The organism is uncultured Roseobacter sp. (assembly GCF_947499265.1).
Taxonomy (GTDB): domain Bacteria; phylum Pseudomonadota; class Alphaproteobacteria; order Rhodobacterales; family Rhodobacteraceae; genus Roseobacter.
In genome coordinates, this window is record NZ_CANMNK010000001.1 from 21,148 (window position 1) to 37,655 (window position 16,508).

12 protein-coding genes and 1 pseudogene are annotated in these 16,508 nt (G+C 57.7%); 3 read left to right on the forward strand and 10 right to left on the reverse strand.

The annotated features are described in order from the left end of the window. Nucleotides 1-147: 147 nt before the first annotated feature. On the reverse strand, nt 148-345 hold the full coding sequence (locus Q1A63_RS00115) for a DUF393 domain-containing protein (RefSeq protein WP_298968236.1): 198 nt from the start codon (nt 343-345) through the stop codon (nt 148-150). Nucleotides 346-956: 611 nt separating this feature from the next. Between Q1A63_RS00115 and Q1A63_RS00120 the strand changes: the two genes are divergently transcribed. Beyond that, nucleotides 957-2,978, forward strand: coding sequence for an EAL domain-containing protein (locus Q1A63_RS00120; RefSeq protein ID WP_298968238.1), 2,022 nt, complete (start codon nt 957-959; stop codon nt 2,976-2,978). 319 nt (nt 2,979-3,297) lie between these two features. On the opposite strand, the gene Q1A63_RS00125 is transcribed toward Q1A63_RS00120, so the two are convergent. After that, on the reverse strand, nt 3,298-3,936 hold the full coding sequence (locus tag Q1A63_RS00125) for a glutathione S-transferase family protein (RefSeq protein WP_299630239.1): 639 nt from the start codon (nt 3,934-3,936) through the stop codon (nt 3,298-3,300). A 289-nt stretch (nt 3,937-4,225) separates the two neighbouring features. Between Q1A63_RS00125 and Q1A63_RS00130 the strand changes: the two genes are divergently transcribed. Continuing rightward, nucleotides 4,226-4,591 (forward strand): MerR family transcriptional regulator, encoded by a 366-nt coding sequence (locus Q1A63_RS00130; protein ID WP_298968242.1) that lies wholly within the window; start codon nt 4,226-4,228, stop codon nt 4,589-4,591. Next, complete coding sequence (locus tag Q1A63_RS00135) at nt 4,588-5,298, forward strand: transporter substrate-binding domain-containing protein (protein ID WP_298968243.1); 711 nt, start codon at nt 4,588-4,590, stop codon at nt 5,296-5,298. Before Q1A63_RS00130 ends, Q1A63_RS00135 begins: the two co-directional genes overlap by 4 nt. A gap of 266 nt (nt 5,299-5,564) precedes the next feature. Here Q1A63_RS00135 and Q1A63_RS00140 read toward each other — a convergent pair. The 8 genes and pseudogenes from Q1A63_RS00140 to Q1A63_RS00175 form a co-directional block, all read right to left on the reverse strand. Further along, nucleotides 5,565-6,032: pseudogene (locus Q1A63_RS00140) on the reverse strand (peptidylprolyl isomerase); the annotation flags it as partial. A gap of 21 nt (nt 6,033-6,053) precedes the next feature. Further along, complete coding sequence (locus tag Q1A63_RS00145) at nt 6,054-6,362, reverse strand: hypothetical protein (RefSeq protein ID WP_299630242.1); 309 nt, start codon at nt 6,360-6,362, stop codon at nt 6,054-6,056. Nucleotides 6,363-6,367: 5 nt separating this feature from the next. Then, the gene (gene narI, locus Q1A63_RS00150) at nt 6,368-7,114 is read right to left on the reverse strand and encodes a respiratory nitrate reductase subunit gamma (RefSeq protein ID WP_298968247.1); all 747 of its coding nucleotides are present in this window, start codon (nt 7,112-7,114) and stop codon (nt 6,368-6,370) included. 12 nt (nt 7,115-7,126) lie between these two features. Continuing rightward, nucleotides 7,127-7,831: a nitrate reductase molybdenum cofactor assembly chaperone gene (narJ, locus tag Q1A63_RS00155; RefSeq protein ID WP_298968249.1), complete on the reverse strand. Its 705-nt coding sequence runs from the start codon at nt 7,829-7,831 to the stop codon at nt 7,127-7,129. After that, on the reverse strand, nt 7,831-9,351 hold the full coding sequence (narH, locus tag Q1A63_RS00160; protein WP_298968251.1) for a nitrate reductase subunit beta: 1,521 nt from the start codon (nt 9,349-9,351) through the stop codon (nt 7,831-7,833). The genes narJ and narH overlap by 1 nt, the downstream gene beginning before the upstream one ends. Further along, nucleotides 9,348-13,079, reverse strand: a complete 3,732-nt coding sequence (locus tag Q1A63_RS00165; protein WP_299630245.1) for a nitrate reductase subunit alpha — start codon at nt 13,077-13,079, stop codon at nt 9,348-9,350. The genes narH and Q1A63_RS00165 overlap by 4 nt, the downstream gene beginning before the upstream one ends. Before the next feature lie 69 nt (nt 13,080-13,148). Beyond that, on the reverse strand, nt 13,149-14,756 hold the full coding sequence (locus tag Q1A63_RS00170) for an antiporter (protein ID WP_298968253.1): 1,608 nt from the start codon (nt 14,754-14,756) through the stop codon (nt 13,149-13,151). Nucleotides 14,757-14,822: 66 nt separating this feature from the next. After that, nucleotides 14,823-16,472, reverse strand: coding sequence for an MFS transporter (locus tag Q1A63_RS00175; protein WP_298968255.1), 1,650 nt, complete (start codon nt 16,470-16,472; stop codon nt 14,823-14,825). Between the last annotated feature and the right edge of the window lie 36 nt (nt 16,473-16,508).

Here is a 16,508-nt window from a genome sequence, read left to right on the forward strand (position 1 = left end):
TGGCAGACTGCACATGTCGGCTTTGCCAAACATGGCGATGCGATTGCGGGCAACGCGTTGATAAATCCAGTCCCGGACTGGTCTCGGGACAAGCCAAAACACACGCATCAATTGCCCGATACCGCCGACAGCCTCCCCCGCTTTGATTCAAGCGTCAAACGACGTCCAACACACGCCGTTCGCCAGAAAAATCCAGCTGTCGGGGTCCGTTGGGTCCATCCGGTAGTGCACCAGAAGGGCACGCCCCAAGGGAGACTGGACAGGGCAAATTCGGATATTGCCGGTCTTGTCAAAGCGATCAATCAGCTGTGCGCCGAAGGTACACAGCGCGCATTCACCATCCATCACAACAACCGCGAACGTATCGTCAAAAGAAGGTACGTTTTCATCCGCTTGATAGCTAAATGGATTGCAGGTACCGCTTATCTTGTTGCGTCTCCAGATGACTGCATACTTCTTTCTAACTGCTGTATAGAAGAGAATGAAATGTCAAACCATGAAATTCATTGGACGGTCATTTTGATAGAGAAACTTATTCTTTTTCGCTGCAGCGTAGACTACGTATCACCGCCAAAACGGACATTAGCGCAACCGCAGCGAAATAGAGCTTTGTCCGCAGACTGTCAGTTTAAGGGCACTTGAAGTAGGCGGCCGCAACGAACGGCCGGTTTGACGGGCCGCGCCGCAGCATCTTGACGACTAGTGAAAGGTCCGGTTTGGGCCGTCCACGTCGATCGGTGTTACCGTCAAAGTGTAGATGCTGCGCCGCACCCGAAGTCCATTTTGAGCCCAGAGTGATCAATGCTGCGACTTCGATGAATGGCGGTTTTGGTCCAGCTTCGTTGGTGACTACACATCGCTTTAACTAAAATCGACGATTTATTCTCGCCGCAAATTAGTGCTTTCGAAGCGAAAACGAGGATGTATAGCAGCTCCTATCATTTTGCGAGAACGACATGCCGACCGGGATCCCTTCGCTAGTAGGAGAAATCGAACCTGCCGGTTCGACAAATTCGGACGTCTGCACATTGGTGCATGACGGGCAGAATGTGCTTTTCGCCAGCACAGAAATTGCAAATTTTCTCTCACTTGATCCGTCCACTCTGTCTCACGGCGCTCCGGTCCCGATGATCTTCACTGAAACAGAGGAACTGAACGAAAATTCGCTAGAACGTCAGGCCCACGAGGCCGGGTGGAGCTTGCGGTCCGAAACCGTGGAATCGTTAACAAGCATCGTCTTTCAGAAGATACGTAACCATGATCTCGGGAGGACATTCTTCGAAAAGACTTCTGGTATCATGGCTCAAGGCCTCATGATCCATGACCGTGAACAAATTCTATGGAGCAATTCCAAGGTCGCAGAGATGCTGGATCTGCCGACTTGTCTGGTCGATCCGGGAAGAAACTGGCTCGATATGGTACGTTTCGCCGTTGATCGAGGTGACTATGGAGACTCAGGAGGCGACCACATCAAGAGCCTCCGTCAAAACCTGACCCACGGAGGACCGGTGGCGGCGGAACGACGGGTTGGGAACAAGGTTATCGCCATTGCGGGCCGCTACGATGGCGGTCTCGGCGTTGTTACTTATACAGACGTAACCGATGCGCGCGAACGCGAGAAAAAACTCATCAAGGCAGAGACGCGCGCCCGGTATCTGGCGGAATACGACGGTTTAACCGGGCTTCTCAATCGCCGTAGATTTGACGAGGCGATGCTGCAGATGCTTGATGACTGGCATTCAGGACGTTTGAGTTGCAAGAAAGTTGCTGTCATTCTTCTTGATCTCGACCGGTTCAAGGCGGTCAACGACAGCCAAGGCCATGCGGCAGGTGATGCATTGCTGAAGGAGCTGTCCATGCGGTTCGGTGATGTCGTCAGCGACGGCGACTTGGCGGCCCGTGTCGGAGGCGATGAATTTGCATTTGCGGTCCCGTGTCTTTCCGACAACGACGCGTTTGAATTGGCGGAGCGTTTGCAAACCGCTGCGACAGAGCAGATCATGATTGACGGAGTGCAATCGAACGTGGGCGCCTCAATCGGGATTGCCTTATCTCAGTTTGGCGATGATAGCTCCGATCTCAAGATCGGTGCTGACTTAGCTCTCTACAAAGCAAAACGCGAAGGCCGCGGCAAGGTTGTCCTTTTTGACGTTGAAATTGCCGAAGAGGAGCGCAACCGTCGCGAGTTTGAGCGAGATCTAAGGACCGCATCGGAACGCGGCGAATTAGAGATGCACTATCAGGTGCAACACGAGCTGCACAGCAATCAAGCGGTCGGATACGAGGCATTGATGCGTTGGCAGCACCCTATTCGGGGAGCGGTGTCACCGGAAGAGTTTATTCCCATAGCAGAAGAGATCGGTTTGATCTCCGAGATGGGACGCTGGGCTCTCATCCAGAGCTGCAGCGATATTGCCGGTCTGGACAGCACCTCCCGTGTTTCGGTCAATGTGTCTCCTGTTCAATTCATGACATCTGACCTTGTCGAGGATATCATCTCATCGCTGAAGGTTTCCGGACTTGACCCGAGCCGTCTCGAGATTGAGGTCACCGAGACGGTCATGATCAAGGAAACTGAAAAAACACTGGAAACGATGGAGGCGATCGCAGCTCTCGGCGTTGCGATCAGCCTCGACGATTTTGGATCCGGTTACTCCTCACTGTCGTATCTGACGCAATTCCCTTTCAGCAAGATCAAGATCGACAAGACATTTATCGCGAGCATGCACAATGATCGTCGCTCCGAGGATCTGGTCCGATCTATTTTCGCGCTCGCGAATGCCCTTGATCTGAAAGTCACAGCCGAAGGTGTCGAAACTCAACGTCAATTCACGGCGCTGGTGAAGGAATGTTGTGACGAAGTGCAAGGCTACCTGCTTGGCAAGCCAGTCAGCTATGCGGAACTAAAGGAGAGGGAAACAGACATTCGCTCAGGGATGGGTAGTGAAAAAACTGGTTCGGGTTCGCTATTGCCCTGATTAACTATCTATCCCGTTGCACCGACGCTGGACTGTTGCAAGTTCCATTCTCCAGCTCGGTCGCTGGGGCGGGCTTTTGATCCCATCAGGATACCGCATGCTATGTTACCCAACCTCCTACCACCGAGGGCCAGAATTTCTCGCTTTGACGAAGCTGCAGCGCGGCACTTGCCCAGCTGATCAACGTCCAGAGTGGGCTGTCCACGATGGCCGATCTCATGGCATGGGCTTGGATGCTGCAAGTGCTCCAACGACAGCAATGAGCCCATCTTTACCTGGTGCTGCGCCATCCACGAACATCAGCTTTTCGACAATAGCACTAGCTGGACGGCAGGCCGGGATCAGTCTCCACGACACTTTTTCGCTCAGCTGCAAATGCCCACCAGTCGACAATAGCAGAATACTCCTTCAAGGCATTCGCGCCCTCTGCTGCCTGGACGAAATACGCAATCATCGGTGCAAGATGGCAATCGGCCAAGGTGAAAGCTTTGCCGTTAAGAACGCGCCCTTCGACTGCCAGCGCATTTAATGCACCTAAAACGGGGAGCGACGCCTCCAAGCCCTGTGACATCTCGGTTTTGTCACTGTCTTCTCCTACCGACGGGCGAAAAACACGATGTGCGAACACTTGCCGGATCATAGGTCGATAGCCATAGCTGTCTACGATCGACACGACCTGTGCGACACGACCAACTGTTTCCGCTTCAGTCGGGAGCAGGCTAGGTCCCTCGAATGCCGACTCGACATAGCGGTTGATTGCTGCCGTTTCGTAGATATCAAAACCACCGTGGCTGAGGACCGGAACGCGGCCAAATGGATGCCGCTTCAAATGGTCATGAGGTAAATTGGCTTGGAACGGGTCAATTTCTTCGATTTCATATGCGACATCCTTCTCGTGAAGCGCAACCCGCGCGATACGATTGTATACGCTAAACTGATAGCCTCGAAGTATAACCATACCGATGATACTATCTTCAAGCCATCGACGTTGAAAGTGTCCCGCTCGGCCATATGAGAAGCGAAGTGAGTGAAAGCCGACATCTGATCTCTTGGCAGAAAAGGCGGCAAATGTCCGCATATCCAACCTCTGACACCATTCCATGTGGTTGTTGGGCCCGCTGCACCGCCGCATGTCTGGATGGAGCCCATCTAGATTGCTGCTGCGCCTTGCACAAATGACTGCTTTGTTCATTTGACTTAGACCTACTCTAACCCGTTATCGACGGGTCAGAGGAGCAATCGCATAGATGAAGATTTCTGAAGTGGCTGAGGCGTGCGGGCTATCTGCACACACAATCCGGTTCTATGAAAAGTCCGGCATGCTGCCCGACATCGAACGTAGTGCAGACGGCCACCGTCACTTCACACCGCGCCATGTCGAGTGGTTGACACTTCTCTACTGGCTTCGCGAGACCGGTATGTCGCTCAAGCAGATGCGGCGGTTTACCGCTCTCGCGAAAGAGGGGGAAGTTGGGACCGCTGAGAGGCGCCAAATCCTCACGGGCCATGCCAAAACCCTCAAGGCCAAGCGCGCAAAGCTCGAAAAGTGCGAAAGCGTCCTTGCCATCAAGATTGCCAGCTATGGCCCTACGAACAACGAGGATTCTGAATGAAGTTTGCCTACCTGATCGAGCCACCCTTCAACTTTGTGGACGAACGTGGAGGAGTCACTGGATGCGACGTCGCACTCGCGCGCTACGTCATTGGCAAACTCAGGTTCGCCAATTTCGACCCTATCGAAACCGAGTTTCCCGAGCTTCTACTAGGGCTTACCGATGGTCGTTGGCGCATGACGACGGGTCTGTTCGCGACGGATGAGCGGCGCGAGCATGCCCAATTCAGCCGACCCATCTGGGCACTTCCCGACGGCTTGCTTGTTAAGAAGGGCAACCCGCGCAATCTGAACGACTACCAATCCCTAGCAGACAATGCCGACATCAAACTGGCCGTTATTCGTGACCAGCTCCAGCATCGCTCCGCAATTGAGTTCGGCGTGGACAATGATCGGATCACTATATTCGAGACTTATACTGAAGCTGCGAAAAGCGTGAGGCTGGGCAGCGTTGATGCCTACGCCAGCGTCGGGCGGGCGCATAGCGGCTTCATTGAGCGAAACCCGGACTGGGAGTTGGAATTGGTTGCCGTCCCTTTCGAAGAAAAGCAGCCTGCATTCGGCTCGTTCGCGTTCGGCCTGAGCGATACGGTACTTTTGGGCGAGGTCGATGATCTCCTCGCGAGCTTCCTTGGAACCGAGAGGCATAGGAGCATGGTTGCTGCCTTTGGATTCTCGGATTTCGAAGTCGATCTGGTGGCGCGCTGAAACACCTTGAACGGACGTTGGCCTTCAAATCACAAACGGCGGCAAAAGCCCGCAGGGCAGCCATTGATGTATCAAGCATTCAAGATCAAATCTGATCTTTGGTGCACATATTGCAGATCCGGAAAAGACAGGACATTGCCTTTGATCAAAGCGTGTCAGTTATTGGAATGCATACCATTTAGTCTAGGGATACCCGCCAGAATTCGCGGCTAACGGTGTTCCGAAGTGAAACCACCTGTGCGTCGTCAACTTTGCCCTCTTGGGTTTCAGACCACGCTCAAATCGGCTCCCTTGATGTCTGCGTCCGCGACCAACTGACCCACGAAACTCTGAGCCTGTCGCGCCCATGCGGTTTTTTCCAACGCGTCGGAAATCTTTTCGCGCACCGCGCCAAAAGGCAAAACCTGACTTTCGGCCACCGCATCCATGCGGATCACGTGATACCCATGGCGGGTCAGAACGGGGGTTTCAGTAACCTCACCCCCGTTGAGGTTCCGCAAGACGGCTTCGAACTCGGGGACGGTATCGCCCGGCCCCAGCTGACCCAAAGACCCACCAGAGGTTTTGGAGCCACAATCGCTCTCACGCGCGGCCAGCGCAGAAAAACCGTTACGCTCATCGCGGGCAAGGCCGGTCAGCTTGGTTGCGCGTGCCAGAGCCTTCTTGCGGGCTGTGTCACTGCGTGGATCGCAGGCGATCAGGATATGCGAAACCTCCCACAGGGGCGGGCTGCGGAAGCGTTCAGGCCCGCGCTCTCATTCAGCGCGAATTTCCGGCTCGCTGGGGTGCGGGGTATCGATGGCGGTCCTGAGAAGGCCCCGGATCAGGGCCTCCTCCTCTGTTTCGATCTGACCGGGAGCGACTTCCTCCGGATGCGCTTCGATCTTTTGTGCTCTTGCCTGCTGCAGCAAAAGCGTTCGGATCGCGACGGCCTTGGCGGCCTTGCGCCAAGCGATGCCCGGCTTGCCCCTGGGGCCAATGTGGTGTTGCGCTTCAGCGGCGACCATCTTGTGGGGGATGATCTCGCCATTGACGATCACGTCCGGAAAAAGCGGTGATGTCATAGCACTCACTCCGCCGGGGTGTTGGCTGAAACATCAGCCTTGGCCGAAGACAACGGCACCTGACGGCGCGAGCGCACGACCTGATACCCCGGCCGCCACAGATAGCGGATCGGGGCTGAGATCATGTGTACCAACCGCGTGAACGGAAAGAGCAGCGTGATCAGAAGCCCAAGGAAGATGTGCAGTTTGTAAAGCCAGTGCACGTCCACCACCATCGCCCAGGCGTTCAGGTTCCATGTCACCACGCTTTGTGACCAGGTCATGAAACGCACCATTTCGGCCCCATCCATATGCTGCAGCGTCTGGGTGATCGTGAGCAACCCGATCAAAAGCTGCAGCCAGATCAGGCTCAGAATACCGATATCGGCAAAGCTCGATGTGGCCCGGATGCGCGGGTCGGTGAGCCGGCGGTGCAGCAGCATCGTCGCCCCGATGAGAGCGAAAATCCCCGCCGTACCGCCCACCAGAACCGCCAGCCATTGTTTCAGCGCATAGGGAATGCCTAGCGCATCCAGCACCCAAACTGGCGTGAACAGGCCCGCCAGGTGCCCAAAGAACACGGTCAAAATGCCGACGTGAAAGAGCACCGACCCCATGATCAACTGTTTGCGTCGCAAGAGCTGGGAAGAGCTGGATTTCCACGTGTAGGGGTCGCGTTCATAGCGCGCGATGGTGCCGACCACCAATACGGTAAGCGCGACATAGGGCATGATGCCAAAGATGATGAAGTCGAGGCTGAAGTCCGAAAACATGTCTCTTTCTCCTTATTCGGCCGCAGGATGCGGAGTTTGGGGGGTGGTGGCCTCGATGCGCGACAGCATATCGCGCACCTGCGGGCAGCCTGCGTTCGGATCGGGGCCAAAGACGACCGCGCTCTCCTCCCAGACTGCATCCAGCGCATCCAGATCATTGGGATCGGTCTCTGGCTCTTCCAGTAACTCCGCCACGGCCTCTACGTCGGCGGTTGCACCCGAAAGCTGCGAGAGCCCGGCGAACACCGGCGCATAGAGGCTCTCACGACGCTCAAGTCGCGCGGCCAATGCCTGAAAAATATGCGCCGCATCCGCGAGCGTCTCGCGCGCCTCCCCAGCTGGACGGGTGGACAGGAATTCCAACAGCACCGGCAAGTGATCCGGCAGTTCCGAGGTTACGGGCTCAAAACCCGCCTCCCGGTAGGTTTCCATCAGGCTGACCATCGCGCCTCCGCGGTCCCGACTTTCACCGTGCACATGCTCAAAGAGGTTAAGCGAGATCGTGCGGGAGCGGTCGAAAAGCATCACGAACCGTTCTTCCAGATCGTAGATGTCGCTTTGCGCAATCTCCTCGATCAGCGGGCGCAACGCCCGCCGCGTGGCTGCGGTCAGCCTGCTGTCGGCGGCAAGCACACCGCTGATCTCAGGCATTGCGGCCTGCAAGTCCCGCGTAGGGTAGCTCAGTATCAGGGAAAACGCTTTCAAACTGCGGTCCATTACATCGCCTCCGGCATTTTAAGGGGTTTCTTCTTGCCACCAAACAGCGAGCCTTTGCTGATACCCGGTGAGCAGCCATTGGTATCGGTGAAGCCACAGCCACCGCGCAGATCATACGCCTCTTCGACCTGTTCGCGGTGGGTTGTGGGGATCACAAACCGATCCTCGTAATCGGCAAGCGCCATGATCTTATACATGTCCTCGATCATGGCGCCGGACAGGCCGACATGTTCTGCGATGCTCTCGTCAAGCACACCCCCGACCGTTTTCGCGCGCATATAGGCGCGCATCGCCAGCATCCGCTCCAGCGCGGTGACCACCGGCGCTTCGTCCCCGGCTGTCAGCATATTGGCCAGATATTTCACCGGGATCCGCAGCGATTGCACATCCGGCATATCGCCATCGGTGCCGATTTTACCTGCCTCGGCGGCGTTCTGGATCGGCGACAGGGGTGGTATGTACCAAACCATTGGTAACGTCCGATATTCCGGATGCAGCGGGAAGGCGACCTTCCAGTCCATCGCCATTTTCCAAATCGGACTTTCCTGCGCGCCTTTGATCCAGTCTTCAGGGATACCATCGGCACGGGCCGCCCTGATCACATCCGGATCGCCTGGATCGAGGAACACGCCCAGTTGCGCATCATACAGATCGGTTGTTTCCGGTGCATTTGCCGCCGCTTCGATCTTATCCGCATCATAGAGCATCACGCCCAGATAGCGGATACGCCCCACGCAGGTTTCCGAACAGACGGTAGGGTTGCCGCTTTCAATCCGCGGATAGCACAGCGTGCATTTCTCGGATTTTCCAGACTCCCAGTTGTAATAGACCTTCTTGTAGGGGCAGCCCGACACACACATGCGCCAACCCCGGCATTTCTCCTGATCGATCAGGACAATGCCGTCTTCCTCGCGCTTGTAGATCGCGCCCGAGGGACAGGAAGCCGCACAGGTCGGATTGAGACAATGCTCACAGAGCCGTGGCAGATACATCATGAAGGTGTTTTCGTATTCTCCGTAAATCTCCTTCTGGATGCCTTCGAAGTTGTAATCCTCCGCGCGTTTCGAAAATTCACCGCCCAGGATTTCCTCCCAGTTCGGCCCTTTCTCGATTTTCTCGATCCGCTCGCCGGTGATTTTCGAAAATGGCCGCGCCGTTGGGAAGGCCTTCATCTCCGGCGCGGATTTCAGGTGGTCGTAGTCGAAATCAAACGGCTCATAATAGTCGTCAATCTCGGGCAGATCGGGGTTGCCAAAGATGTTGGACAATATCCGCCATTTCGCCCCCTGCTTGGGCTCCAGCCGCCCCGCCTTTGTCCGGATCCAGCCCCCGTTCCAACGGTCCTGATTTTCCCAATCCGTGGGGTAGCCAAGGCCCGGTTTGGTCTCGACGTTATTGAACCAGGCATATTCAACACCGTCGCGGCTGGTCCAGACGTTTTTGCAGGTCACCGAGCAGGTGTGACAGCCGATGCATTTGTCCAGGTTCAGGACCATGCCGATTTGTGCGCGAACTCTCATTCTGCTGCCTCCATTTTGGCGGGCGTGTCGAGCCAGTCGACCTTCCGCATTTTTCTGACAATCACGAATTCATCCCGGTTCGACCCGACGGTGCCGTAGTAGTTGAAGCCATAGGATTGCTGCGCATAGGCACCGATCATATGGGTTGGTTTCAACGTGGTCCGGGTGACCGAATTGTGGATACCGCCCCGGTTACCGGTCTTTTCCGACCCCGGCGTATTCACGATCTTTTCCTGCGCGTGATACATGAAGATTGTGCCGTCTTTCATGCGTTGTGACACCACCGCCCGGGCCGTCAACGCCCCGTTGGCATTATAGGCTTCCACCCAGTCGTTATCGGCGATCCCGGCGCTTTTGGCGTCATTCTCGCTGATCCAGACCACAGGGCCACCCCGGTTCAGCGTCAGCATCAACAGGTTGTCAGAATAGGTGGAGTGGATGCCCCATTTCTGGTGCGGCGTGATGAAGTTCAGCACCAGATGCGGCTCGCCTTTGTCGGTGTGCACGTCATCGGTGATGGTCTTCAGATCGACAGGCGGACGGTACGACATCAGCCCCTCGCCAAAAGCCAGCATCCACAGGTGATCCTGATAGAGCTGCTGACGACCGGTCAGCGTGCGCCAGGGGATCAGCTCATGCACGTTGGTATAGCCTGCGTTATAGCAGACCTTTTCCGACTCCAGCCCGGACCAGGTGGGCGAAGAGATGATCTTGCGCGGTTGTGCGGCGATATCGCGGAAGCGGATTTTCTCGTCTTCCTTGGGCATTGCCAGATGGGCGTGGGGACGACCCGTCGCCTGGCCCAGCGCTTCCCAGGCTTTCACCGCCACTTCGCCATTGGTCTCCGGTGCCAGCATCAGCACAACCTCGCTGGCATCAATGTCGGTGACGATCTTCGGGCATCCTTTTGCGGGGCCGTCCGGCCATTCACCGTTCAACTCCCGCAGGTGCTGAACCTCGGTCTCGGTGTTCCAGGTGATGCCTTTGCCGCCGTTGCCGATCTTGTCCATCAGCGGACCAAGGGCGACAAACCGATCATAAAGCGCGGGGTAATCCCGCTCGACGGGCACATAGTTCGGTGCCGTCTTGCCGGGGATCAGGTCACACTCGCCTTTCTTCCAGTCCTTCACCTGATCCTGGGCAATTTCACCGGGTGTGTCGTGCAGGATCGGCAGCGCAACGATATCGGTTTCCTTGCCCAATATCTCTGGCGCAACATCCTGGAATTTCTTGGCAATCGCCTTGAAAATCTCCCAATCCGACTTGCTTTCATAGGCCGGGTCGACTGCGGCCTGCAGCGGATGGATGAACGGGTGCATGTCAGAGGTGTTGAGGTCGTTCTTCTCGTACCAGCTGGCGGTGGGCAACACGACATCGGAATAGACCGCGGTGGTGCTCATCCGAAAATCGATGGTCACCAGCAGATCGAGTTTGCCGCGGGGCGCCTCCGCATGCCACTTAGCCTCCTTGGGCAGTTGCCCGCCTTCTTCCCCCAGATCTTTGCCCAGAACGCCATGGTCGGTGCCCAGCAGGTGCTTGAGGAAATACTCATGCCCCTTGCCCGACGATCCCAGCAGGTTCGAGCGCCAGACAAAGAGGTTGCGAGGCCAGTTTTCCGGGGCATCCGGGTCCTCGCAGGACATTTCCAAATCCCCCGATGTCAACTGTTCCGCTACATAGGCCGGGATCTCCTGGCCCGCCGCCTTTGCCGCTTTCGCAACCTCCAGGGGGTTGGTTTTCAACTGTGGCGCCGACGGCAGCCAGCCCATCCGCTCGGCGCGGATGTTGTAGTCGATCATCGTCGCGTCCCAGTCGCCTTCCGGCGCCGTGGGCGAAATGATCTCCTCCGATGTCAACTGCTCATAGCGCCACTGATCGGTATGCGCGTACCAGGCCGAGGTGGAATTCATATGCCGCGGCGGACGCCCCCAATCGAGCGCGAAGGCCAACGGCAGCCAACCGGTTTGCGGGCGCAGCTTCTCCTGCCCCACGTAATGGGCCCAGCCGCCGCCCGATTGCCCGACGCAGCCACACATCACCAGCATGTTGATGACGCCGCGGTAGTTCATGTCCATATGATACCAGTGGTTCATCGCGGCCCCGATGATGATCATCGATTTGCCCTTGGTTTTTTCCGCGTTCTGCGCAAATTCACGCGCGACGTGGATGATCTTGTCAGCGGACACGCCGGTGATCTTCTCCGCCCAGGCCGGGGTGCCCGGAACCTCATCGGCATAGTCAGCGGCCACCCAATCGCCGCCCAGCCCCCGATCCAGACCGTAGTTGGCGCAGAAGAGATCAAAGACTGTGGCGACAATGATCTCCCCGTCGCCGGTGTCGATCTTGCGCACCGGAACCTGACGGGTCAGGATGTTCGGATGATCTGCATCGGTGGCGAATTCCGCCGTGGCGTCACCGCCGAAATAGGGGAAATCAACGCCGCGCACATCGTCGTGGTCCTCCTCCAGGATCAGCGACATTTTCAGCTCGGTCTCGGCCAATCCAGCGCGCTCTTCTAGGTTCCATTCGCCGTCTTCGCCCCAGCGGTAGCCAATGGAGCCGTTGGGGGCGACATAGCTGCCGGATTTGCCGTCCAGCGCGACCGTTTTCCATTCCGGGTTGTTTTCCTCGCCCAGCTTGCCATCCAGGTCATCAGCCCGCAGAAAGCGGCCCGGGATCAGACGATCATCTTTCTCCTCCAGCCTTACCAGCATGGGGAAGTCGCTGTATTTGCAGGTGTATTCCTCGAAATACGCAGTCTGACGGTCCAGGTGGAACTCCCGCAGGATCACGTGGCCAAAGGCCATCGCCAAGGCCGCATCGGTGCCCTGTTTCACATTCAGCCAGACATCGCCAAATTTCGCAGCCTCGGAATAATCCGGGCAGATCACGGCGGATTTGGTGCCGCGGTAGCGCGCTTCGGTGTAGAAATGTGCGTCCGGCGTGCGGGTCTGCGGCACGTTCGAGCCCCAGACGAGCAGGTAGCCCGCATTATACCAATCCGCACTTTCCGGCACATCGGTTTGCTCACCCCAGGTCATCGGCGAGGCGGGCGGCAGGTCGCAATACCAATCGTAAAAGCTCATGCAGACGCCACCCAGCAGCGACAGGTACCGTGAGCCCGCAGCATAAGAGATCATCGACATCGCCGGGATCGGCGAGAAGCCAAACACCCGGTCGGGACCGTGGGTTTTCACCGTATAGGCATTCGCGGCAGCAGTGATCTCGGTCGCTTCATCCCAGCTAGCACGCACGAAACCGCCCTTGCCGCGGGTCTCGACATAAGACGACCGCAGGATCGGATCGTTCTGCAGTTTGGTCCAGGCCTCGATCGGGCTCATGGTTTCCCGCATCTTGCGCCAGACCTTCATCAGCCGCCCGCGCACCAGCGGATTTTTCACCCGGTTCGCGGAGTAGAGATACCAGCTGTAGCTGGCCCCCCGCGCACAGCCGCGCGGCTCGTGATTAGGCAGGCCGGGCCGTGTGCGCGGGTAGTCAGTTTGCTGGGTTTCCCAGGTCACGATCCCGGATTTCACGTAGATCTTCCACGAACAGGATCCGGTGCAGTTCACCCCATGGGTGGAGCGGACAACTTTGTCATGTCGCCAGCGGTTGCGATAGGTGTCCTCCCAATCGCGGTTTTCGCGGGTAACCTGGCCGTGGCCATCGGAGAACTGTTCCAGTTCTTTTGACTGGAGAAAGTTCAGTCTGTCGAGCAGGTGGCTCATGTCTTTAGCTCCCTAGAGTGTGAGGTGGCGCCTGCGCGGAGGGGATCTCCGCACAGGTGGAGATCGGGTTCAGGGGTTCTTGATGTAGGCGCCGGGGCGCAGGTAGAACCACCAGTTGATGACGATGCAGAGCACGTAAAAGGCGGCAAATCCGTAGAGCGCATATTCCGGGGATCCCGCCCGCATCTGCTCACCGAAGATCTGCGGAATGAGGAAGGCGCCGTAAGCCGCTACCGCACTTGTCCATCCCAGAACGGGCCCGGCCTGTTCCTTGTTGAAGGCCACGGCAATGGTGCGGAAGGTCGAGCCGTTGCCGATGCCTGTCGCCGCGAAAAGCAGCAGGAAGATCAGCAGGAAGGGCAGGAAGTAAGTCTCTGGCGTGGCCGAGGCATAGGCCTGTTGCAGGATGTAGGCGAGCGCCAACGCACAGGCGACCATCACGATGGAGATGATCTGGGTCACTTTTGCGCCCCCGGCACGGTCCGCCCAGACGCCACCCAGCGGACGGATTAGTGCGCCAATAAACGGCCCCATCCAGGCAAACATCAAGGCAGATGGCCCGTTCGGGTTGGCCACATCATGGGTCATGACACCGTCAACCACGATGTGCTGGAAGCCAAAAACCACCTTGATGGTCAGACCCATCGCCGCCGAATAGCCGATGAAAGAGCCAAACGTCATCACGTAGATGATGGTCATCGCCCAGGTGTGTTTGTTGCCAAAGATCTTGTACTGGCGCGACAGGTTCTGACCGACCTGACCGGGGATCATCCGCAGCGCTGCGACGGTCAGCACGATGACGATGGGCAAAACGACCCATTTGGAGAGGCCAAAGCCCGAGCCCCCCACCGCGGCGGGCAGCATCAGCCAGAGGCCGAAGCCCGCGCAGGCCAGCCCGATGCCATACATAAACCCGATGATGCCAAAGGAACCGACGGGACCGGGGATGTTCGGGCTGACATGTTCATCGCGGATGTTGTTCATGCCGAACCAGCCAAGGAACGCCAGTGGCACCAGTGCCAGCAGCCAGACAAAGCCCGCGTTCTGGATAAAGGTTTCGGTGCCTGCCGGGATCTTGCCGATCAGGGTGCCGGAAGTATTCACAAGTTCCCGACCCTCGCCGCCAAAGAGACCAAAGGTCATGACCAGCGGGATCAGGATCTGCATGGTGGTCACGCCAAAGTTGCCGAGACCCGCGTTCATGCCCAGCGAGTAACCCTGCACCTTCTTGGGAAAGAAGAAGGAGATGTTGGACATGGAGGCGGCGAAGTTCCCGCCCCCGATCCCCGACAGCAGCGCCAGGATCTGATACTGCCAGAGGGGTGTATCCGGGTTCTGCAGCGCGATGCCGGTTCCCAATGCGGGGATCATCAGAAGCGCCGTGGTGAAGAAGATTGTATTACGCCCACCCGCGATGCGGATGAAGAAGGTCGCTGGGATGCGCAGGGTGGCCCCCGACAGGCCCGCAATGGCAGTCAGCGTGAAAAGCTGCGAGGTTTCAAAGGGGTAGCCCAGATTGATCATCTGAACGGTGATGATCCCCCAATAGAGCCAAACCGCAAAACCGCAGAGCAGCGATGGAATGGAAATCCAGAGGTTGCGGTTGGCAATCCCCTTGCCGGTGGCGGCCCAGAAGGCCTCGTCATCCGGTGTGTAGTTTCTGAGATCTTGTCCCACGGTAGTCTCCTTGGAGTGATGTGTCGGTGTGGGGTCCCAGGCGTGGCCCGGGCCCCCGACTTTTGATTATTCGGCTGGCGTGCGGCCTTTGGGCGGGCTGAGACGGTCCAGGGTGCTGCGCAGATCGTCTATGTCCTTGAACCTCGCGGTTACGGTCAGGCCCGCCCCGCGATCGGCAAGCCCCACCCGCTCGCTGCCCACAAAGAGGGTGGCCAGATCGGCTTCGGTTTCCTTGCGGATGCGGGCCTCGTTGGCGATGGCCTCGTCCACGGAGGAGATCACGTATTCGTCGCCAAATCCGCCTTCGGGCTCTTTCAGCAGGAAGTAGCAGACCACCCAGCTGATGAAGGCACCGGTCGCGATGATGAAGAAGAACTGCGACGGTGTGACATACATGAAGATGAAGAGGTAAAAGACGGCCCCAACGTTGCCGTAGGCCCCGGCCATGCCAGCGATCTGACCGGTCACCCGGCGTTTGATCGATGGGATGATCCCGAAGGTCGCGCCCTCTGCACCCTGCACGAAGAACGAGCAGCCGATGGTGATGGCAATGGCAACGATCAGCGGCCAGCTGCTGTCGAGCAGACCCATGAGCGCAAAGCCGAGGGCGATCCCGATCATATAGGACAGCATCACAAAGCGGCGGTTGCCCATCCGATCGGAGACAAGCCCGCCCATGGGTCGGGCGAACAGATTCACGAAGGCGAAGGACGACGCGATGATCCCCGCGGTGACCGGTGTCAGCCCCCAGGTTTCCTGAAAGAACAGGGGCAGCATCGACACCACGGCCAGTTCCGCCCCGAAGTTGGCGAAATAGGTGGTGTTGAGGGCCGCGACTGAACTGAAGGGATAGCGGTCATCCTCCGGCACGCCTTTGCGCAGGATCGGCAGGTTGACCCGCAGCACCTGCCAGACCTGATAGACCACCACCACAGCGATCGCGGCATAGCAGAAGGTTGCGGTCATGGTATCGATGTAGCCAGTGTTCCGCACGCGCCAGACGAGGATCGACAGGATCCCGATCAGCGGCAGGGTAAAGGCGATCAGCAGCCCGAGGTCGCGGTAGGTAGAAACCTCCAGCGCGGCAGCTTTGCGAGGTTTTTTATGGGTGTCGCGGGTCGGGCCATCGGTGATGGCGAACCAGTAAAACACGCCATAGGCCGCCATGATGACGCCCGATGTGGCAATGGCATAACGCCAGCCATCGTCGCCGCCATAGACCGACAGGGCGACGGTGGGGATGGTCAGGGCCGCTGCTGCGGAGCCAAAGTTACCCCAGCCCGCATAGAACCCTTCGGCAAAACCGATGTCGCGCGGTCTGAACCAAAGCGCGGTCATGTGAATGCCTACCACGAAGGACGCCCCCACCGAGGACATGATCAACCGCGCGAAAAACAGCTGCTCACGCGTGTCACCCAGCGCAAACGCGAGGGTCGGCACAGCCATGGAGACCATCAGCACCGAAAACACCCGGCGCGGCCCCCATTTGTCCAACGCCATGCCGACCACAATGCGCGCCGGGATCGTCAGCGCGACGTTGGCGATGGCAAAGAGCCGCAGATCGTCTTTGGTCAGCCAGTCTGCGGATTTGAGGATGGACGACGCCAGCGGCGCCATGTTGAACCATACGTAAAAGGTGATGAAAAAGGCGATCCAGGTGAGATGGAGCGCGCGGATTTCTCGGTTTTTGAACCGGAATACGTCTGAAACTTGCATATCGAACCTCGGTCAGGCTTGAAAACGGCAGGGCAG